The sequence below is a fragment of the Pedobacter antarcticus genome (assembly GCF_900112985.1).
Lineage (GTDB): Bacteria > Bacteroidota > Bacteroidia > Sphingobacteriales > Sphingobacteriaceae > Pedobacter > Pedobacter antarcticus.
The window spans coordinates 332,717-354,488 of record NZ_FONS01000002.1; the positions used below are offsets into that span (position 1 = coordinate 332,717).

At 41.8% G+C, this 21,772-nt stretch carries 18 protein-coding genes; 7 read left to right on the top strand and 11 right to left on the bottom strand.

Going from position 1 to position 21,772, the window contains the following annotated elements; all coding sequences use genetic code 11:
- Positions 1 to 12 precede the first annotated feature (12 nt).
- On the top strand, positions 13 to 1,038 hold the full coding sequence (locus BM192_RS06470) for an arabinan endo-1,5-alpha-L-arabinosidase (protein WP_037438059.1): 1,026 nt from the start codon (positions 13 to 15) through the stop codon (positions 1,036 to 1,038).
- A 29-nt stretch (positions 1,039 to 1,067) separates the two neighbouring features.
- On the opposite strand, the gene BM192_RS06475 is transcribed toward BM192_RS06470, so the two are convergent.
- From BM192_RS06475 to BM192_RS06490, 4 genes are all read right to left on the bottom strand, one after another.
- Positions 1,068 to 2,351: an MFS transporter gene (locus BM192_RS06475; RefSeq protein ID WP_037438094.1), complete on the bottom strand. Its 1,284-nt coding sequence runs from the start codon at positions 2,349 to 2,351 to the stop codon at positions 1,068 to 1,070.
- A gap of 59 nt (positions 2,352 to 2,410) precedes the next feature.
- Positions 2,411 to 3,043 carry a thiamine phosphate synthase gene (locus BM192_RS06480; protein WP_037438092.1) on the bottom strand — a complete coding sequence of 211 codons (633 nt, stop codon included), beginning with the start codon at positions 3,041 to 3,043 and terminating at the stop codon, positions 2,411 to 2,413.
- A 131-nt stretch (positions 3,044 to 3,174) separates the two neighbouring features.
- A complete protein-coding gene (locus tag BM192_RS06485; RefSeq protein WP_037438091.1) occupies positions 3,175 to 5,622 on the bottom strand; it encodes a TonB-dependent receptor in 2,448 nt (815 codons plus the stop codon).
- 223 nt (positions 5,623 to 5,845) lie between these two features.
- A complete protein-coding gene (locus tag BM192_RS06490) occupies positions 5,846 to 6,370 on the bottom strand; it encodes an AAA family ATPase (protein WP_037438057.1) in 525 nt (174 codons plus the stop codon).
- Between the two features lie 657 nt (positions 6,371 to 7,027).
- On the opposite strand from BM192_RS06490, the gene carB reads away from it, so the two are divergent.
- Complete coding sequence (gene carB, locus BM192_RS06500; RefSeq protein ID WP_037438055.1) at positions 7,028 to 9,844, top strand: carbamoyl-phosphate synthase large subunit; 2,817 nt, start codon at positions 7,028 to 7,030, stop codon at positions 9,842 to 9,844.
- 76 nt (positions 9,845 to 9,920) lie between these two features.
- Here the strand turns inward: carB and BM192_RS06505 are convergent, their stop codons facing one another.
- The 5 genes from BM192_RS06505 to BM192_RS06525 form a co-directional block, all read right to left on the bottom strand.
- On the bottom strand, positions 9,921 to 10,394 hold the full coding sequence (locus BM192_RS06505) for a DUF4920 domain-containing protein (RefSeq protein WP_037438054.1): 474 nt from the start codon (positions 10,392 to 10,394) through the stop codon (positions 9,921 to 9,923).
- Positions 10,395 to 10,455: 61 nt separating this feature from the next.
- A complete protein-coding gene (radA, locus tag BM192_RS06510; RefSeq protein ID WP_037438053.1) occupies positions 10,456 to 11,832 on the bottom strand; it encodes a DNA repair protein RadA in 1,377 nt (458 codons plus the stop codon).
- A gap of 114 nt (positions 11,833 to 11,946) precedes the next feature.
- Positions 11,947 to 13,497: an Rne/Rng family ribonuclease gene (locus BM192_RS06515; RefSeq protein WP_037438051.1), complete on the bottom strand. Its 1,551-nt coding sequence runs from the start codon at positions 13,495 to 13,497 to the stop codon at positions 11,947 to 11,949.
- A gap of 278 nt (positions 13,498 to 13,775) precedes the next feature.
- Positions 13,776 to 14,636, bottom strand: a complete 861-nt coding sequence (locus BM192_RS06520; RefSeq protein WP_037438050.1) for a tetratricopeptide repeat protein — start codon at positions 14,634 to 14,636, stop codon at positions 13,776 to 13,778.
- A gap of 9 nt (positions 14,637 to 14,645) precedes the next feature.
- A complete protein-coding gene (locus tag BM192_RS06525; RefSeq protein WP_037438049.1) occupies positions 14,646 to 14,948 on the bottom strand; it encodes an HU family DNA-binding protein in 303 nt (100 codons plus the stop codon).
- A 258-nt stretch (positions 14,949 to 15,206) separates the two neighbouring features.
- Between BM192_RS06525 and mutY the strand changes: the two genes are divergently transcribed.
- Positions 15,207 to 16,259, top strand: a complete 1,053-nt coding sequence (gene mutY, locus BM192_RS06530) for an A/G-specific adenine glycosylase (protein ID WP_037438048.1) — start codon at positions 15,207 to 15,209, stop codon at positions 16,257 to 16,259.
- A 10-nt stretch (positions 16,260 to 16,269) separates the two neighbouring features.
- Complete coding sequence (locus BM192_RS06535; protein ID WP_037438046.1) at positions 16,270 to 16,695, top strand: single-stranded DNA-binding protein; 426 nt, start codon at positions 16,270 to 16,272, stop codon at positions 16,693 to 16,695.
- A gap of 89 nt (positions 16,696 to 16,784) precedes the next feature.
- Here the strand turns inward: BM192_RS06535 and BM192_RS06540 are convergent, their stop codons facing one another.
- Together BM192_RS06540 and BM192_RS06545 are read right to left on the bottom strand one after the other, a co-directional pair.
- Positions 16,785 to 18,206, bottom strand: a complete 1,422-nt coding sequence (locus tag BM192_RS06540; RefSeq protein WP_037443062.1) for a DUF4270 family protein — start codon at positions 18,204 to 18,206, stop codon at positions 16,785 to 16,787.
- Positions 18,207 to 18,228: 22 nt separating this feature from the next.
- A complete protein-coding gene (locus tag BM192_RS06545; protein ID WP_037443066.1) occupies positions 18,229 to 19,053 on the bottom strand; it encodes a glycogen/starch synthase in 825 nt (274 codons plus the stop codon).
- Between the two features lie 124 nt (positions 19,054 to 19,177).
- On the opposite strand from BM192_RS06545, the gene panC reads away from it, so the two are divergent.
- From panC to BM192_RS06560, 3 genes are all read left to right on the top strand, one after another.
- The gene (panC, locus tag BM192_RS06550; protein ID WP_234797517.1) at positions 19,178 to 20,047 is read left to right on the top strand and encodes a pantoate--beta-alanine ligase; all 870 of its coding nucleotides are present in this window, start codon (positions 19,178 to 19,180) and stop codon (positions 20,045 to 20,047) included.
- Positions 20,048 to 20,080: 33 nt separating this feature from the next.
- Positions 20,081 to 20,431, top strand: coding sequence for an aspartate 1-decarboxylase (panD, locus tag BM192_RS06555; RefSeq protein ID WP_037443089.1), 351 nt, complete (start codon positions 20,081 to 20,083; stop codon positions 20,429 to 20,431).
- 75 nt (positions 20,432 to 20,506) lie between these two features.
- The gene (locus tag BM192_RS06560) at positions 20,507 to 21,646 is read left to right on the top strand and encodes an acyl-CoA dehydrogenase (RefSeq protein ID WP_037443087.1); all 1,140 of its coding nucleotides are present in this window, start codon (positions 20,507 to 20,509) and stop codon (positions 21,644 to 21,646) included.
- Positions 21,647 to 21,772: the final 126 nt, after the last annotated feature.

Consider the following 21,772-nt stretch of genomic DNA (forward strand, 5'->3'; position numbering starts at 1 on the left):
ATTTAAGATTTCATGATAATATATAAACGAATCCGCAATCTGTTTTTTCTGTTGATACTTGTGTCGACAAGTTTAAAAAGTTTAGCACAGCAACCGGCAGGGCAGATTTCTGTGCATGATCCGGTGATGATCAAAGCAGCCGGGACCTATTATCTTTTTTCGACAGGCATGGGGATCTCCGTATGGACTTCCCCGGACCTGAAGAACTGGAAGCCCGGTACGCCGGTTTTTAGTGCTGGTCCGGTTTGGGCGGAGCAATCAATTCCAGGATTTAAAGGTCACATTTGGGCTCCTGATATTGTTTATAAGAATAATAGATATTATCTATACTACTCCGTGTCTGCTTTTGGAAAGAATACATCTGCAATAGGTGTGGCAACTAATCCGACGCTTGACCAGTCTTCACCAACATATCTTTGGACAGACCATGGAGAAGTGATCCGGAGTATCCCGGGTGAAACTAACTGGAATGCGATTGATCCTAATATCATTACTGATGAAAAGGGGCAGTCCTGGATGGCTTTTGGTTCTTTCTGGGATGGCCTTAAATTAATAAGAATGTCGGCAGATCTGCTGCGTACTGAGGGCGATATCCGTCAGATGCCGACCATTGCGAGTAGAAAAGAGGATCCGGATTCTGCAAATCCACCGGCATTGGAAGGATTACCTCAGGATGCCGGTGGCAATTCTATAGAAGCACCGTTTCTTTATAAAAAGAACGGTTTTTACTATCTGTTTGCTTCTGTTGATTATTGCTGTCAGGGTGTGAAAAGCACTTATAAGATGATTGTCGGCAGGTCAAAAACTGTCGAAGGACCATATCTGGATAAGCAAGGGAAAGCAATGAACCGTGGTGGTGGCAGCCTGTTGCTGGAAGGCGATCAGAATTGGTACGGCACAGGACATAATGCAGTCGCTAATTTTGATGGAACCGATTACCTGATTTTCCATGGATATGATGCACATGATCAAGGCAAACCTAAGTTACGTTTAGAAAAACTTGACTGGCCCGGAGGCTGGCCAGCTGTACGTAAATAGCCTAAAAAGCTATCGGAGAGTGGATACCGTTAAATTTCCTGATGCTCCTTGTCCTGTATTTCTGTTAAATTCAGACCGAGGAGACTTTTTGTTTTAGTATACGTAATCCCTGCAACCAGGATCGTCATACAGCCGCCAAAAACTACCGCTGGTACCGTTCGCATCAGTTTGGCAGTTAATCCCGACTCAAATGCCCCAATTTCATTTGAGGAACCGATAAACATACTATTTACTGCAGAAACCCTGCCCCGCATTTCATCCGGGGTAAGGAGCTGCATAATGGTAGAGCGGATCAGTACACTGATACTGTCAAATGCACCTTCCATAAACAGGAATACCAATGTCAGGTAGAAATTCTTTGAAAGCCCGTAGCAGATAATACTGGTTCCGAATCCGGCTACCGCGATTAACAAGTTTCTCCAGGGGCGGTTCATCGGACTAATTCGGGTCATGGCTAACATGGTTAGAACGGCTCCGGAAGAAGCGGCCGCACGCATGAAACCAAGGCCTTCAGATCCTACTTTAAGAATGTCATTTGCGAAGACCGGAAGCAGTGCGACTGCTCCACCGAAGAATACAGAGAAAAGGTCCAGGCTCATTGCACCGAGCATAATCTTATTATTAAAGACAAATTTTACACCTTCAGTAAGGCTGGTTACAATATCTTCTTTAGGAATAAAACGCGGTGGATGTTTGCGTAGAAAAAAGATACAGACGAGTGCTACGCTTATAAAAAAGAGAATGACGCTATAGGTGGCAGTAATGCCGAAAAAGGCGTAAATCAGGCCACCTACGGCCGGGCCTACTATAGAGGCAGTCATATAGGCCGAACTGTTCCAAGTACTGGAATTTGGATAGAGTTCTTTTGGGATAATCTGCGCCATGATGGAGAAGGTTGCAGGGCTGAAAAAGCCTCGGGCAATACCGATTCCGAAAACCATGGTGTACATGATCGGGATAATATAGCTCACCGGTACAAAACGGTGCATATAGGTCGTTGTGGCTATCAGCATGATTAGGCTGCAGAAGAAAACTCCGGCAAAAATCTTAAATAGCAGGGCCCTCTTTTCCGATTTATCTGCAACATATCCACCATAAAGGGCTATGCCAATTGCAGGAATCGCTTCACAAAGACCTACCAGCCCCAGAGCCAGTGGATCTTTTGTTAAATGGTAAATATGAAATCCGATAATGACGGCTTGCATCTGGTAAGCGAAGGTAAAGAAGAAGCGCATACCGAGGTAAGATCTGAATTCCCTGAAACGCAGGGCTGCGTAAGGATCTTTTGTATTGGGTATCTGGGGATTGTCCAATGTTTTTTTGAACAAATGTAATAGTTACCGGCTTTTTTACAATAAAATATCAGATAATCTTAACGAAGCAGCGCATAAAATTCACGATAAGCCTCTCCCATATCTTCCGCCTGGTTTATTGCAGAAGATGCAGCGATTCCAAAGATTCCGGTATCCATCAAAGCGGCAATATCGGCTGCGGTGATTCCTCCGACTGCAATTATAGGTACGTCCGGCAGATGCGTATTCGCTTCCTCCATCAAAATATTGAATCCGGCCGTGCCAAGAGGTGCAAGATCCGTTAATTTGGTTGTGCTTGTTTTAAAAGGACCATAGCCAATATAATCTGCTCCTGCCAATGCCAGCCGGACTGCATCTGCTGCGGTGTGAGCTGTGCCGCCAACAGTAAATTCTTCTCCTAGCTGTTCCTTAATTGCATCAATAGGTGCATGGGTGTCCTCCAGGTGGAAACCCTGAATGTCTGCCAGTTTACTTAGGTGTATATGTTCGGTGACAATCAGTGTGGCACCCCAATCGTCGCAGATTTCCGCTATCGGGATAATATCGGCAAGCAGTTCCTGATCGTTTTTCGTCAGACAGCGATATTGTATCCATTTAGCACCAGCTTCACATGCGATTCTTGCCTGATCGATATGGCTCAGCCCTGGAATATCATGGGTAATAAACTGCAGTTTTTCTATATATTTTTTCAATTTTTTATCTCTTAGAGGTGAATAAAGCCAGACGTTAATACAATAATCAACAGCTATAAAATTAAACAGCGGCAGAAACAAGGCCGGAATTGCTTTATTTCTGCCGCTGCAGGCAAATGTAGTGGTTTGGATTAGAATCTCACGTTCAGGGACAACAGGAAGTTCGTGCCAGCCTGTGGGAAATAGAAATTTTCTGACAAGCGGCTGCCATCGCTAATATAACCGTAGGTGTACCCATTACTCTGGTATTTCTTGTTCAGAATATTGTTGGCGAGCAGGCCCACATTTATGTTTTTGACACCTTTTATGCTGAAATCGTAACCCAGACGTACATTGTTGACCCAATATCCGTTTAGTTTACGCTCCTCACTTTGGGTGTTATCCATATATTGTTTGCTTACATATTTACTTTGCAGGGCAACAGCGAAAGATTTTACAGGTTTAAATACCAGTTCTCCGAATAGGACCGCAGAAGGAGAGAAAGAGATATTGGTGTTTTTATAGGTGTTCATCTCCTCCAGCTCTGAGTCATAGTTCATAATATATTCAGAAAATTCCTTGATTTTATTCCTGCTTAACGCTGCATTTGCATTGATCATAAAGAATCTGTTCAAGGTGTATGACCCGTCCAGCTCAATCCCTATACGGTAACTGTCGGGAACATTCTGACGAATATTTCCACCAACATCATTGAGCTTTCCTGTTACAACCAACTGATCTTTATAGAACATGCCATAAACATTTAACCCCGCATTGAATGCCGATCTCTGAATTCTGTATCCCGCTTCCAGGTCATAAAGTCTTTCTGCCTGAGGTAAGGTGTTTTTTACAGCATCTACATAATCTGTACGGTTAGCCTCTTTATTGGCAATACTCATTGATGCGTAGATATTACTTCCCGGGTCCAGAGTATAGGTTGCACCGACTTTCGGATTGAAGAAATGTAGTCTGTCATGAATGTCAAGTGGTTTCTGATCATTGTCTTTACCAGTAATATCATACTTAATGCCTCTATACTGCAGATCTGCAAAAAGGCTGAGCTGGTCTGCGGGGTTAAAGGTTATTTTACCGAAGATGTTAAAGTCGTCTTTATGACCACGCCCGTCATAATAATGGGCGCTGTTATCCAGTGAGGAAGCAACCTGTGACCAGATGATCTGTCCGTAATGTTTACCTCTGTATTCATTATATCCGCCACCAAGGGTCAGATTTAAGTTATCGAGGGCTTTATAATTGAATGCATAAGTGACGCCATAGAAATCATTATTCAGCCATCTTCTGCGTATAAGGTCAGATTTCAGGACTTCCGAACCATTGATTACTGGATTTGGCAAGGCATAATCACTAAATTTTTGAAGGTTCTTGAACTCTTCATAATAACCTCTGCCATAAGTATAGTGTAAGGCACCATTAAATGAGAAACGTGGGCTGAATTGCTTAGCATAAAGCAGTTGGTAATGGTCCTGCCAATAGTTATCAGTCTGATCTTTATAAGTGAAAGAATTGTATTTGCGGCCGTCTGAATTTAATAAGTTGGCTGCATCGGCCTCGTTAAGTCCATTTCTGCTAATATAATCCAGCATACCCTGCTGGTCATTCCGCAGACGGGATTCCGGTACGCCATTCCAGGATTGGTAGGTTCTTTCCGTACCGGAGAATACGTTCAGGCGGAGTAAATCAGTTTTACCGTGGTATGCACCCGAAAGGAAATAGGATTTCAGTAAAGAGGCGCCCCGGTCTACAAAACCGTCAGATTGAATACGAGATAAACGGCCGTCAAAGCTGAACTTATTGTCGATCAGCCCGGTGCCTATTTTAACGGTATTCTTCAATGTGTTAAAAGAGCCGTAACTCGTATTCACTTCTGCATAAGGATCGAGGGATGGTGCTGAGGTCTGAATATTCAGACTTCCTCCGAAGGCTCCTGCTCCGTTTGTGGAAGTACCTACGCCACGCTGAATCTGAATATTTTCCACGGAAGAAGCAAAATCCGGCATGTTTACGAAAAAAGAACCCTGACTTTCACTGTCGTTGTATGGAATACCATTGACTGTGACATTCACTCTCGACCCATCACTTCCCCGGATCCGGATCCCGGTATAACCGACACCGGCACCGGCGTCCGAAGTGACTACTACACCCGGTGTATTGTTAATAATAAACGGTAAATCCTGACCGAAGTTATTCGCCGCGATTTCAGATTTGCTAACATTTTTATAGGTGGAGGCTGATTTTTCGGCTGCGCGGGTAGCCATCACGATAACTTCATCGGCAAGATAGGCCGAAGGCTTGAGACTAAAGTCAAGGTTCAGATCCTGTTTTAGCTCAATTGTTCTTTCCAGCGGTTCATAACCCACAAAGCTGATCATCAGCGTATAGGTCCCGGCTTTCTGCTTCAGTTCGTAAATCCCTGCGGAATTGGTGTTGGTGCCGCCATTGCTGTTTTTTAGCCTGATACTAGCGCCGGAAAGGGCTGTGTTGTTTGTTTTTTCAGATACCTTACCTGAAATTTTGAATTGAGCCAAAAGGCACAGCGGAGAAAGCATTGCAGCAAACACCACTATCAGTAACTTTTTCAATTTTTTGTTCTTTTTTAGTAAAACCTGCTGTAAATAGGGGCACTTACAGTTTGTTAAACTCCATAACTCCAATCCCTCCGCCGGCATTACCCGGATCAGGTGCATATTTGTAACTATACCTGGATATAGTCTGCAAATAATGGGTATGATCTCAGCCTGTCTTTGTGTTTCCTAAAAAAACAAGGCACCCCTTTTGATATTGGCAAATGTATAAATAATTATTTTAGCTTTCTGCGAGGAATTCGTCGACAGCCTCGATTGCATTTTGCAATCGGTCTTCTATTCCGCTGATGACTACATAACGGGCATTGAGGGCTTGCAGTTCTTTATGCCAAACAGTCATAAAATGGTTACGCTTTCCCGGGAAATTCCGTAGAGGATCATCCTCCCAGGGCAGGTCAATATCCATGAGCAGGTAAAGATCATATTTTCTTTCCGGTAAGGTTTCCAGTACAATTTCCGGGCTTTCTCCCAGGGTTGCGTCGCTCCAGATCTTCACTGTTAAAAAAGTGGTGTCACAGAAGATAAAGTCTTTTTGTGCAAGTGACAATACGGAATCTTCCAGTGCAAGCTGCCCGTAGAACATAATCTCTTCATCCTGAAGGGTACAGGGACCTTGCAGTGCAGCACAATAATACCGCGCATATTCCGCGACCCAATGGGTACGGTAGTGTCTGGCCAATAATGTGGTAATGGTAGATTTGCCGGTACTCTCCGGGCCGACTATAGCGATCTTCCTGATATGCATAATACTAATTTATTGGGTTTCCGGTATAGACTCCGGTTTTTCCTGCTGCAAAAGAAAGGATTTTTTCTATTGGATGTATCCCATCTGAGTGATTCGAATGTAAATCAGCTAAATATCAGTCCAGGTGGTCCAGCATCGTCGAATGTATGGAATGGGTGCAAATTTACGCACAAAAAAAATCCGGCAGGACATGAACGTACCTGCCGGATAATAAACCAAACAAACTATTTATGAAGATTATCCTCCTGGCCTTCGCCGTCGAGGATGTTTTAATTCGGGTCTTGCAGCTGGTTTTCCAAACGGAAATGTGCTGTTTTCTTTGAACTTATTATTTACAAAACGAAGATTATTGAACCCTAGTACAGGAAGTTTATAAATCTTCAGGGATATTGAAATTCATGACGTTATCATGACTACGGGTGCACATCGCGCAGCTGTTGTCGCTCCGAATTAAGGCGAAAAACATGCACTGTGTATTTGGAGCCGCAAAACTTAGGGCTTTTTGAAAAAAAAAGGCATTTTTATCAGCTAATAATGTAACTTTGCATCCCGACAGAACAGTCGGGCTTCCTTTCTAATATAGCAAGTATTCCCGCAAGCTATCAGGTCTCTAAGACCAGCATTTTTTACTAAAAACAAGTAGAATTTTAAAACCCTATGCCTAAAGACACCTCCATACGTTCCGTATTGATTATTGGATCAGGACCTATTATCATTGGCCAAGCCTGTGAGTTTGATTACTCCGGCTCCCAGGCTGCATTATCCCTCAAAGAAGAAGGAATTGAAGTTTCCATTATAAACTCCAATCCGGCTACAATTATGACGGATAAGGTAATTGCAGACCATGTTTACCTCAGACCGCTGACGGTAGACTCTATTGAGCAGATTTTAATTGAACGGAATATCGATGCAGTCCTTCCAACTATGGGCGGACAAACCGCACTAAACCTTTGTAAAGAAGCAGAAGAACGTGGTGTGTGGGAAAAGCACGGTGTAAGAGTAATCGGTGTCGATGTTGCTGCAATTGAAAAAACGGAGAACAGAGAAGCATTCCGCCAGTTAATGGTAGATATCGGTGTAGGCGTTGCACCTTCAAAAATTGCTAACTCTTTCCTGGAAGGTAAAGAAGCTGCACAGCAAATCGGTTATCCACTAGTAATACGCCCATCTTATACACTGGGTGGATCAGGTGGCGGTTTCGTTCATAAAAAGGAAGAATTTGATGCAGCGTTAAAACGCGGCCTTGAGGCATCTCCAACACACGAAGTATTGGTTGAAAAAGCTGTACTGGGCTGGAAAGAGTACGAGCTTGAGCTATTAAGGGACAGTAATGATAATGTGATTATTATCTGCTCTATTGAAAACTTCGATCCAATGGGTATCCATACAGGAGACTCGATTACGGTAGCTCCTGCAATGACACTTTCAGATAGCTGTTACCAGGAAATGCGTAATCAGGCAATCAAAATGATGCGTGCCATTGGTACTTTCGCCGGCGGATGTAATGTACAGTTCTCTGTTAACCCGGATAATGACGACATCATCGCTATTGAAATTAACCCAAGGGTTTCCCGCTCTTCGGCATTGGCAAGTAAAGCAACCGGTTATCCGATTGCAAAGATTGCTTCCAAACTGGCTATCGGTTATAACCTGGATGAAATAGAAAATCAGATTACTAAAACAACTTCAGCTTATTTTGAGCCGACCTTGGATTATGTAATCGTTAAAGTACCGCGCTGGAACTTTGATAAGTTCAAAGGTGCGAATATGGAGCTGGGTCTGCAGATGAAATCTGTAGGAGAGGTAATGGCTATTGGTCGTACCTTTATCGAAGCCCTTCAGAAAGCTTGTCAGAGTCTTGAAATCGGACGTGCTGGTTTAGGTGCAGATGGAAAACATAACAGAAGCATCGATGAAATCATGTACGGTCTGGAGCATCCAAGCTGGAACCGCTTATTCCTGATCAAAGATGCAATGAGCATGGGAGTTCCGTTGGAATCTATCCGTAAAGTGACTAAAATTGATAAATGGTTTTTGTCGCAGATTCAGGAACTTGTTTACCTGGAAACTGAGCTTAAACGTTATTCTCTTAATAATATTCCTAAAGACTTCTTCTTCAATCTGAAGCAGAAAGGTTTCTCTGATATTCAGATCGCTTACCTGTTAGGTAATGTAACTGAAGATGAGGTTTATGACCGTAGAAAATCATTAGGTATCACCAGGGTTTATAAGATGGTAGATACCTGCGCTGCGGAGTTCCCGGCACAGACTCCTTATTTCTACTCGACTTTCGAGCAGGAGAACGAATCTATTCCTACAGATAAGAAAAAAGTAATTGTATTAGGTTCAGGACCTAACCGTATCGGACAAGGTATCGAATTTGATTATTCTTGTGTACATGGTTTACTAGCTGCTAAAGAAAGCGGTTTTGAGGCTATCATGATTAACTGTAATCCCGAAACTGTTTCTACTGATTTTAACATGGCCGATAAGTTATACTTCGAGCCGGTGTTCTGGGAACATGTACGTGAAATCATCGAATTGGAAAAACCAGTTGGTGTAATTGTACAGTTAGGTGGTCAGACTGCATTGAAAATGGCAGAAAAACTGCATGAGAATGGCATCAAAATTATTGGTACGTCTTATAACGATATGGATATCGCAGAAGATCGTGGCCGTTTCTCTGACCTGCTGAAAGAACTGGATATTCCTTATCCGAGATATGGTGTGGCAGAAAATGCAGAAGAGGCTATTGTTGTTGCAAATGAAGTAGGTTACCCGGTATTGGTACGTCCAAGTTATGTATTGGGTGGTCAGGGGATGAGTATTGTAATTAATGATGAGGACCTGGAAAAAGCAGTAGTTAAATTATTGGGAGATCTTCCTGGTAACCGTGTACTGATTGACCACTTCCTGGACAGGGCAGAAGAGACTGAGTCTGATTCTATCTGTGACGGAGAAGATGTGCACATCGTCGGTTTAATGGAACATATTGAGCCTGCTGGTATCCACTCCGGAGATTCATTTGCAGTATTGCCACCGTTCAGTTTATCTGAGACTGTAATGAATAGTATGGAGACTTACTCCAAGAAAATTGCGAGAGCTTTAAATGTAATTGGCTTGCTGAACATTCAGTTCGCGGTTAAGGACGAAAAGGTGTATGTAATTGAAGCGAATCCAAGAGCGTCAAGAACAGTTCCTTTCATTGCGAAGGCATATGATGTTCCTTACATTAATATCGCTGCAAAAGTGATGCTTGGTGTCAATAAACTGAAAGATTTCACAATCGAACGTAAACTGGTTGGATATGCGATTAAAGAACCTGTATTCTCTTATGATAAATTCCCTGAAGTTCCAAAAGAACTGGGACCGGAAATGAAATCTACAGGAGAGTCAATTCGCTTTATCAAAGATCTGGAAGACCCTTACTTTAGAAAATTATACACAGATAAATCTATGTATCTGTCTAAATAATTAATGATCATGCATTCATGATGCAATCTATTTTAAGCCCTGAGATCTTCAAAGAACTCAGGGCTTTTTTTATAGGTTAAAGCTTATCGGACAAAATGACGACGCCGGTTGCCTCGTAAGCAATTTCTGCTTTTGGCCCCGTGATTCTTGAAATTTCTTCAGGGGACTTTTTCGCATCCTCTGCATAATGACGAAGTTTTTCCATTGAGATGGTTTGCTGTCTGGCCACACCGTCAAGGACTACCGTCTTTCCCTCGATATCCAGAGGCATAAAAAAAGCATAATCTTTAAATGTTACGCGCATAGCCTCACCTTCAGGTGTTTTTAAAGTCATCCAGCAACCTTTTTTCTTACAGACCTCAATAACTTCTCCCGTAATTTTCATTGGTGCTTCCTGCTGCATACCTAGTTGTTTTCCTACAGCAGCAACAGCTATGGGTTTGCCGGGGCTTACACCTGCGCCAAGAGAGGTACCTTTAAAGGCGGGTTCCTGTGCCAGTGCTGCCAGACTGAACAAACAGCAGCCAAATGCGAATATTAATTTTTTCATAGCAATCTAATGAGTTGACGTTTAATTATTTATAATACTAATCTAATCAAATCACCTGATGCTATCCAAACAATAAATTAAATACGTCTTCAATCTTACTCACGCCTGTAATTTCCAGTGAATATTTCTCCCTGCTAATCCCCTTAAGATTATAATTGGAAACGAAAATTCTTTCGAATCCAAGTTTGTCGGCTTCTGCAATCCGTTGCTCTATCCGATTAACTGCGCGTATTTCTCCTGATAAACCAACTTCTGCAGCGAAACATATTTTCGAAGAGACGGGAATATCTTCGTGGGATGATATAATAGCCGCAAGAATTGCCAGGTCAATAGCCGGGTCTTCTACCTTGATCCCCCCTGCAATATTCAAGAAGACATCTCGTGTACTCAAACGGAATCCGCATCTTTTTTCCAGCACTGCCAACAGCATGTTCATCCTTCGTGTGTCAAAGCCTGTTGCAGAGCGCTGAGGAGTCCCGTAAGCCGCTGCACTAACCAATGCCTGGGTTTCAATAAGCATCGGTCTGGCGCCTTCTAAAGTTGCTGAAATCGCAATACCGCTCAATTCCTCATCGCGCTGGCTTAGTAAAATCTCTGAAGGATTGGAAACCTGTCTTAGTCCGGCGCTGTGCATTGCGTAGATACCAAGTTCCGCTGCGGCACCGAACCTGTTCTTGATAGAACGAAGAATGCGGTATACATGATGCCTGTCACCCTCGAACTGTAATACAGTATCAACCATATGTTCCAGGATTTTGGGCCCTGCGATCGTACCATCTTTCGTAATATGCCCTATCAGAAATACCGGAACGCCGGTTTCTTTTGCGAATCTCAATAACTCGGCAGTACATTCTCTTACCTGGGAGACGCTGCCTGGTGTAGACTCAATATGTGCAGAATGCAGTGTTTGAATGGAATCAATAATCAGAACTTCCGGTTCCAGCAGTTCTATCTGTTTAAAAATATTCTGGGTAGAGGTTTCTGTCAGGATATAACAATCTGCTGCAGGGTCAGTGGTAATCCGTTCCGCACGCATTTTAATTTGCTGCTCACTTTCCTCTCCGGAGATATAAAGTACTTTTCTGTCCCGGATATTTAAGGCCAGCTGGAGCATTAGTGTAGATTTGCCAATACCGGGTTCTCCGCCAATTAAAATTACAGAGCCGGCAACCAGTCCGCCACCAAGCACACGGTCGAGCTCCAGATCGCTGGTTGAAATTTTCTTTTCGGCCGTAGAAGCGATTTCGGTTACGCGGTTGGGTTTACTCGCCCTTTTTCCACTGCTGGAAGTTTGCCATGCGGCAGCACCGGAACCCGGTTTTTCAATCACTTCTTCTACGAAGGTGTTCCATGAATTACAGGAAGGACATTTGCCGAGCCATTTGGCGGATTCATATCCGCAGCTCTGACAAAAATATGCTGATTTAGTTTTAGCCAATGGATTTTAATTTGAGTACGAATTTAAAAGTTTCCAGCCATAAAAAGGTTATGAAATAAAGAAGCCTGGCTGCGGGTGCAGTCAGGCTTCTTTATTATGTTTTGAACATGGGTTTTACAACTTTATTTCTTCGTCCTTGGAAGAGATAAAATGAAACTCAGTTAATAAGTAAGAAGGAACGGCCTTCACTTTTATGCGCTGTCCGAATTTAAAGAACCATTTCCACTGAAGTGAATAAATACCTTTTTTGATGAAGGCTTCAATATACGGGTGGACGCAAAGCGTAATGTCTTTCTCATTCTGCTCCCGTAAAATATAGTTCATATTGCTTTCAATATCGTCCATAAGTACGATACTAGCTTTAATTTCACCTGAACCATGACACATTGGACATACTTCACTGGTTACGATATTCATTTCCGGGCGTACACGCTGGCGGGTAATCTGTACCAGTCCGAATTTACTCGGTGGAAGGATGGTATGTTTAGCACGGTCAAGCTGCATCAGCTCTCTTAGGTAGTCAAACAACATTTTACGGTTTACCGGTTTGTGCATGTCGATAAAATCGATTACCACTATACCGCCCATATCACGTAATCTGAGCTGCCTTGCAATTTCTTTAGCCGCCTCTTTGTTCACCTGAAGTGCATTGTCTTCCTGGTTTTCCTTATTAGCAGTCCGGTTACCACTATTCACGTCAATTACGTGCAGGGCTTCCGTATGTTCAACAACCAGGTAGGCACCGCCTGCGAGGTTTACAGTTTTTCCGAAGCCGTTTTTAATCTGCTTCTCTATGCCAAAGTGTTCGAAAATTGGTTCTTTATGTTTGTATGGCTTAACGATCTTCTCCATATCAGGTGAAATTTCGTGCACATAAGAACGGATATCTTCAAACAGGCCGTTGTCGTTTACATAAACGTTGGTGAAATCTGTACTCAGGATATCACGGATTAAGGTAGACGTTCTGTCCATTTCTCCCCAAACACGTTTAGACGGTTCAGCGTCCGGCAGTTTTTTAATAAAATTTTCCCATTTGGAAACGGAATCCAGCAAATCCTTCTGTAATTCCTCTACTCCCTTACCTTCAGAAACTGTTCTGATGATAACACCGAAGTTTTTCGGTTTGATACTTTCTATAATCTTTTTCAGGCGGTTACGCTCTGTATTACTTTTAATTTTTTTGGATATGGAAATTACATTGGAAAATGGGACTAATACAATATAACGTCCTGCAATAGAAAGATCGGAGCTTAGACGCGGACCTTTAGTCGAAATAGGCTCTTTAGCTATCTGGACAGGTATGAGCATGTTTTTGGCAACAACTTCAGATATTTTGCCAGCCTTGTTAATATCGGCTTCCAGCTTTAAATTATCTAATAGAGTACCGCTAACACTGCCATTCCGCTTAATTTTAGTAAGCTTTAATAAAGATTGAACTTGCGGACCCAGATCGAAATAATGCAAAAAAGCATCTTTCTCATAACCTACATCAACAAACGCTGCATTTAGTCCCGGCATGATTTTTTTAATGCGGCCTAAATAAATATCGCCTACGGCGTAGTTTGTGTTGACGTGTTCTTTATGAAGTTCTACAAGTTGTTTGTCTTCAATCAAAGCTATGGTTACTCCCGCGGGAGATGAATCGATAATTAATTCCTTTACCAAAAGCTTTACATTTTAAGGGTTTGCGACCCTTTTTAAACACATGGACTGAAGAGCGTGTATTTTAAACAGGCTCTATAAAAAAAAAGAGCAACGAATAACAGATACCCGGTCATCCCAGGTATCTGCCATTCGTTGTTCATGAAAAACAATTCCTATTTTTTCTTATGTCTGTTTTTTCTTAAACGTTTTTTACGTTTGTGGGTGGCCATTTTATGTCTTTTTCTTTTTTTACCGCTTGGCATAACTTTTAGGTTTAAATATTTTAATAAATCTGTTTATTAACTTTTGTTTTTCAGCTCAGCCACTTTCTTATCAATAAAAGATGACAAGGTTGGATTAGCTGCTAACTTTTTACTGCTTAAGTAAGCATCAATTGCTTCCTTATTTTTTCCCAGGTTTTCATAAGCCGTTCCCAGATAAAAGTAAGCATCTGGAGTAGGTTTCATGGCAATGATATCATTGAACCTGGTAATTGCTTTATCAAATTGTCCGGATTTGATCGCAAACGTACCCAGACTCATATTAGCTCTTAGGTTTTTTGGATCTTTTTTAACTACATCCAGTAACATGGCAATTCCCGACATTGGTGCACCCATACCATTAACGATGGTAATTCCCAAACCTGTTTTTGCATCCAGGTTCGTAGAGTCTAGTGCAAATGCGTTGGTATAAGCCATATTTGCTTTCTGTAATAATACCGGTGTTGTTACACTATCTGTTGTGGTATCATACGCTTTCATAAGCCTGCCGCCAGCAGCTAACCAGTTATTCAGGGTCTGCTCTTTATTGGCAACGATTTCAAGGTATAATGCACTTGGTATAGTTTTTTCAACATCGTCCCATTTTTGTGCTAGTACTTTAGCCGCATTCAGCTGATCATCGCCGGAAGCAGCCTGATAAGCATTTTCCAATGTAGCGATTTCTGTTGCTAAGTTAGCATTAATGGTGTTTTTTGCTTCAGTAGATACCTCGGTGAGGTTAATCGTACTGTTTGCGGAAGATAACTGACCACCAGCCGGAACTCCGGCCTTCTCCTCCTTTGGTTTCACTAAGCCCTTAATATCTCTAGTAAACAAAAAAGCAACCAGCAGTACAACTGCCGCAATAATTAGTGTTTGTTTAGATCGGATAGTGTTCATTTCTTTGATTTAGGCCTCTACGCTCAGTTTTTTGGTGTTGTTTTTCACTTTGTCAACAAATACTTTTGCTGGTTTAAAACTTGGTACGAAGTGCTCAGGAATGATAATTGCGGTGTTTTTGGAAATATTCCTTGCTGTTTTCTGTGCTCTTTTCTTCACAACAAAACTACCAAAACCCCTAACATACACATTCTCGCCACCGATCATACTGGTTTTGATGACTTTGAAAAACGCCTCAACGGTCTCTTGTACATCTACCTTTTCAATTCCTGTTTTCGTTGATATTTCTGAAATAATATCTGCCTTAGTCATATTTTCTATTATTAATTGTTGTGTGTTTAATATTATAAGTGATTTGGGGTTGCAAAAGTATTGCTTTTTAATGAGATAGGAAAATAAAAGATCAATTATTTATCTGCTGAACTATCAGGGAATTGCAAGTTTTGTGTTTGTTACATCTTCCGAAAGCGTTTGGCGAGATTCGTTGGAATACACTTATTTTGGATGCAAGTCGAAAAAAAATTGTTTAAAAATGCAATCTGCTGACAGATTACAGGTATTTTTGAGGTTATGAATTTTCAGATAATTATTACCAGCTGGTATCAGGCAAACCACAGAAATTTGCCCTGGAGAGCCAGCACCGATCCATACGTTATCTGGTTATCTGAAATTATTTTGCAGCAGACCAGGGTCGAGCAAGGATTACCCTATTTTAACCGCTTTCTTGCGGCTTTTCCGACAGTTAGGGATTTCGCCGGCGCCTCAGAAACGGAAATACTTAAACTGTGGCAGGGGCTGGGTTATTACTCCAGGGGAAGAAATATGCTTTATACCGCCAGGGAGGTAATGGAGCTTCATGAGGGCGTTTTTCCGGTAGCGTATGATGCTTTGATCAGGTTAAAAGGAATAGGTGCCTATACTGCTGCTGCCATTTCTTCATTTTCTTCCGGGGAATCGCGGGCGGTGTTGGACGGCAATGTTTTTCGGGTGCTTTCCCGCTATTTTGGCATTGATATACCCATAAATTCTACTGCCGGAAAATCTACGTTTTCTACACTAAGCCAGTCATTGATCGAGGGCCAGGACCCTGCGGTTTACAACCAGGCGATTATGGAATTTGGTGCACTGCAGTGTAAGCCTAAATCTCCAAATTGTGCGGTTTGTCCTTTGCAGGATGGATGTGCCGCCTATGCGGGTAATCTGGTTAATCATTTGCCCGTAAAGCTGAAAACAGTAAAAGTTAAAACAAGATATTTAAATTATTTGTTCTGTTTGAAAGACGGGCAGGTATTAGTTAATAAACGGATAAAAGAAGATATCTGGCAGCATCTTTACGATTTTCCGCACATTGAGACTTCACATGCCGCAGAACCCGGAGATCCTGAATTCAGTTCTTCACTTCAGGAAATGTTTGGAAAAGACGTCGTGTTAAGGCCCTTAATGGAGATGAAACATCTGCTTACGCACCAAATTATATATGTCAAGTTTTTTGCATTAGATAATTATATCACTAACTTTAGTATGGACGCAGAAGTGAATTGGGTATCCTGGCAAGAACTGGATGAACTTCCGCAACCAAAAATTCTAACCAAATTTATTCAATCTGTAAACATCAATAGCTAAACCAAATTTCATGTCAGGTATTAACAAAGTAATTTTAGTAGGTCATTTAGGTAAAGATCCTGAAGTACGGCATCTTGATGGTGGTGTCACAGTAGCTAGTTTCCCTTTAGCTACTTCCGAAACTTATAACAAAGAAGGAAAGCGTATAGAACAAACGGAATGGCATAATATCGTATTATGGCGCGGGCTTGCTGAGGTCGCATCCAAGTATTTGCAAAAAGGAAAACTGGTTTACATCGAAGGCAAATTACGAACGAGATCTTTTGAAGATAAAGAGCGGGTTAAAAAATACGTGACCGAAGTCGTAGCGGAGAACTTCACATTACTTGGCAGGAAGAGCGATTTTGAAAATACCCCCGTTGCCGCTGCAACCCCAAAACATGAAAATGATTATGTCGAGCCGGAAGATAATGCTACCGGCGATCTGCCTTTTTAGGCGATAAACGAACGATTTTTCTTTTCTAAGACATAAAAAAACCTGCGTTAAACTGATAACGCAGGTTTTTTTATGTCCGTAGCTTATTTTTAAGGATTGGATTTTATGTAATAAATATTCAGCCTTATTCTTTTGTTATCTGTATTGTGAAATGATCCCAGTCTCGCCCGGCTTACGCTGGTTGGATAAGGGAACAGATTAAACTCGGTAAATGGTGTTGCAGCTAGGAAAGTGCCGTAATCTACAGTTTTACCATCGATTAAGTCCTGGATATAATTGGTTACCTCGAAAGTATAAGTGTTCTTGGCCTTGTCGTAGAAGCCGCCAAATGTGCCCGTGATGGCTCTTGGATCTCCTGTCGGATTAGTTGAGCTACCTGGATTACCATCCGGCAACAGCTGTCTTTGCGAGGCCAGGTCATATCTATACAATGCGAGCCTTAAAGGTGCCTTAAACGGGATTGTATCCGTGGTGTTGCTTAGCTCTATAACCAGTTGTGCTTTGCTGACAATCAATGCGCCGCCAATCTTCTCTTTTAGCTGATTCAGGTGAGGGAAAGATATCTTGGTTCTCAAACCACCTGCCTGCAGGTAAGTCGTCTGCGTTTGTGTTTTGGAGGCTATGTTTTCCTTAACAGCGTCGGTGTAATTATGTTTGATTGAAGCCAAAACATAATTAGAATTGCTACTGGTAACGGGAAATTTACTAACTACTGTATCGATTGCAGTTGTTGTCGAAGCATTTTGTTTTTTGAAATAGATTTCCATGCTTGCTCCGTCAGCGGTAGCCATATCCAGAAATACAACAGCGCCTTTGGCATTCGTGGTTGTTGCTTCAACTTTCAGTCCTTTAAAGGCGGCTTTAAATCTTTTATCATTCGCTAAAGTAGCCGAATCTAGCTTCAGTATTTTATCCTGGATCATTGCTGTAGATAATTTGATCCTAAGTTGAGGATTTGCAGAGAACGTAGTATCAGGTCCGCCGGCTACAATATTTGTAATCTTTACCCTGGTATTTGGCTTTATTGCTTTATTTACATTGGCCAAAACATCACTAGCCGGATAAGTTGCATTGCTTAGAAATGTCTTTTGCTCTGTTAAATCTGAATTGAGTTGTTTAACCGTGATATTAAGAACTGAAGTCGTATCTCCGTAGTAGCGTTCTACATTAGCGCCGCTAGAATAAGGTAAAACTAAAACAGCAGAATCGATTTGTGTATTTTTACCAAAGGTAAAACCAGATCCCGGAGCTGTAACAGACATGGCTACTTCTGCATTGGTTGAACCAACTATCTCATCTTTGAGTTCCCCAAGCGGGTATCTCGCCATATTGTAGGTGCTGGCAGGATCGTCTAGTTGTGTGGCACTTAAAATAGTAGCAGTATCGAGCAGTTCCCCCCTGATTGATTCAGTTGAACCTAATTCCAGGCCAATATCGCTGGAGTTTTTACAAGAGGATAAAAGAAAAAGACTTATCAACAAGGTTAATAAGTCTAGTTTTTGAAATTTCATATATTATTTAATAAAACCTGTGTTAAACGATGGATACTAATTCGTCGTTCGATATCTCTTCATATAAATTGTAGAAATTCTCGAAATTTTCGGTTAAATTAAAAGCTAAAGTTGGTTTATTTGAATCTTTAACAAACTTTAACACATCAGCTTCAATTTTTTCATCGGCAAGTACAACAGCATCAGCATAGGTTATTGCACCGATATGCATCGTATTACAGTTCGGATTAACATACATGCTGGTATCTTCAGCTGTCATGTTATTCATCACTGCTTTTTCATGCATTGAGCTGTCCATAGTTTCTGTGAAGCAGTTCTCATAAACCGAATAAACCACTTTTGAATTCTTAAAAGTAGGATCGTTTTTATAAGATGTTTTGATGTAGGCAGGAACCAGTGAGGTCATCCAGCCATGGCAATGCACGATATCCGGCGCCCATCCAAGTTTCTTAACAGTTTCCAGTGCGCCTTTGCAAAAGAAGATTGTTCTTTCGTCATTGTCTGCATAGAATTTGTTTTCTTTGTCCCGGAAGACATACTTGCGCTGGAAATAATCTTCGTTATCCAGAAAGTATACCTGCATACGCGCTGCTGGTATAGATGCAACTTTGATAATCAGTGGGTTATCATTGTCGTCAATCATAATGTTCATTCCTGATAAACGAATTACCTCATGAAGGCGATTCCTTCTCTCATTGATATTGCCAAATCTTGGCATCAGAATGCGGATTTCTAATCCTTTTTCCTGCATTGCCTGAGGAAGTTGACGGGTAATCTCTGAAATTTTCGTGAGTTCGAGGAAAGGCGACATCTCGTGTGTAACAATCAGTAGCTTTGTTTTTGCCATCTCCATATTTTGAATAAATATTTATGTTAAAGAAAAGATAATCAAGGGGCAAAGGTAAGCATTTTATTCAAATTTATCAATAAATTGGCTATATGTTTTGTTGGGATTATATAAATGCTCAACTTTGGACTTTGAAATTTTACAACCCGGTTTGGAAGTCATAAATCATATTGCGGCATTAAAAGTGTCGTTGAGGTCAGCCCGGCTGGCCCAGCAGAAAATCGCCCTTGTTCCAACAATGGGAGCCTTGCATAGCGGACATGTCTCTCTGGTCAAAAAAGCCCAGGAGCTTGCTGATATAGTTGTTTGCAGCATTTTTGTCAATCCCACTCAGTTTACTGATCCGAAAGATCTGGAAAAATATCCCAGGCCACTTGAGCACGATATCCGTATGCTGGAGCATGCAGGGTGTGATTTCGTCTTCATGCCGTCGGTGACAGAAATGTATCCGGAGCCTGAAAACTGGCATATTGATCTTGGTCCCGCAGAATTCCTGCTGGAAGGTGAATTTAGAAAAGGACATTATCAGGGCGTTACTCAGATCGTAAAGAAATTATTTGATGCAGTAAATCCCGATCTTGCATTTTTTGGACAGAAAGATTACCAGCAGGTGCTGATGATTAAAAATATGGTGAATTATTTTCATTTGCCGGTTGAGCTGGTTTCCTGCCCGATTATTCGGGAAGAAGACGGTTTGGCTATGAGCTCAAGGAATATTCACTTAACTGGAGAAGAAAGGATACAAGCTTTGGTATTGAGCCGTTCTCTATATTATATCAGGGATCATTTCGGTGAGACCAAAATAGCTGAACTACTGGAAAATGCCAGGAAACTGGTACGAGGCACACCCGGAGTCGAGTTAGATTATCTGACTATTGCCGATGGAGATACGTTGTTGCCGGTTGATGAGGAATCCGGAAAATCCGGGTTGGTCGCGCTTATAGCCGCAAAAGTCGGTGAAACCAGGCTGATAGATAATATCATCCTTAACTAATACGTCTTTAAACAGGCACCTAAAAAAATTATCATGATTATTGAAGTTTTAAAATCAAAAATACACCGTGTAAAGGTGACTCAGGCAGAATTAAATTATGTAGGTAGTATTACAATAGATGAAGATCTGATGGATGCTGCGAACATTATTGCCAATGAAAAAATACAAATTGTGAACAATAATAACGGGGCGCGGTTTGAAACTTATGTAATCCGCGGAGAACGCGGGTCAGGTATGATCTGTCTGAACGGTGCAACTGCAAGGTTGGTTCAGGTGGGCGATATTCTGATCATTATGTCTTACGGATCGCTACCAATTGAAGAGGCGAAATTATATAAGCCAATTCTTGTATTTCCTGATGATCATAATCATCTGCTGAAATAATACTATGGTTGCATAGTAATTATTAGTCTGGAAATACTAAATTTGGTGAAAACGTATTTCTAAGATATAATTATTATGCAATTTCAACTTAGCGAAGAACAATTGATGATTCAGCAGGCTGCGCGTGATTTCGCGCAGCAGGAGTTAAAACCTGGAGTCATTGAAAGAGATGAACATCAGAAATTTCCTGTAGAACAGGTCAGGAAACTAGGTGAGCTTGGATTCCTGGGAATGATGGTGTCTGAAGAATTTGGTGGCAGCGGACTCGATGCAGTCTCGTATGTACTGGTCATGGAAGAACTCTCAAAAATAGATGCCTCAGCTTCGGTTGTGGTCTCTGTTAATAATTCACTGGTTTGTTATGGCCTGGAAGCTTTCGGGTCGGCAGAACAGAAAGAAAAATATCTTAAACCGCTGGCTTCAGGGGAAATAATAGGGGCATTCTGCCTTTCCGAACCTGAAGCGGGTTCGGATGCAACATCACAACATACAACAGCGGAAGACAAAGGCGATTATTATCTGCTTAACGGCACGAAAAACTGGATTACCAATGGTAGTACAGCGTCTGTCTATCTGGTTATTGCGCAAACTGATCCTTCATTGAAACATCGGGGGATCAATGCTTTTATAGTCGAAAAGGGTATGGAAGGGTTTACTATCGGACCCAAGGAGAATAAAATGGGTATACGTGGATCAGATACGCATTCTCTTATGTTTAATGATGTGAAAGTCCCTAAAGAAAATCGTATCGGTGAAAATGGCTTCGGATTTAAGTTTGCGATGAAGACTCTGGAAGGTGGCAGGATCGGTATTGCCGCACAGGCACTCGGTATTGCAGCGGGTGCATATGAGCTGGCGCTGGCTTATGCTCAGGAAAGAAAATCATTCGGAAAACCAATTTCCGATCATCAGGCAATTGCTTTTAAGCTGGCGGATATGGCAACCAAGATTGAAGCGGCACGAATGCTCGTTTACAAAGCTGCCTGGTTAAAAGATCAGGGGCAGTCGTATACGCTAGCCGGATCGATGGCTAAGCTGTATGCTTCTAAAGTAGCAATGGAAGTTACGGTCGAGGCAGTGCAGGTACATGGTGGTTACGGTTTTGTGAAAGAATACCATGTGGAGCGGCTGATGCGTGATGCTAAAATTACCCAGATTTATGAAGGAACTTCGGAAATTCAGCAAATGGTAATTTCAAGAGAGATTCTGGACTAAATGATAAGTGAAATAAGTATACCGGTTAGCTCGTTTTACGCTAAAAGGCTATTGAGTCGGTATTGACAGGGTGTTCAGTCGGTAATGGGGTATATCAACAGCGACTCAACAGCGACTCAATACCGT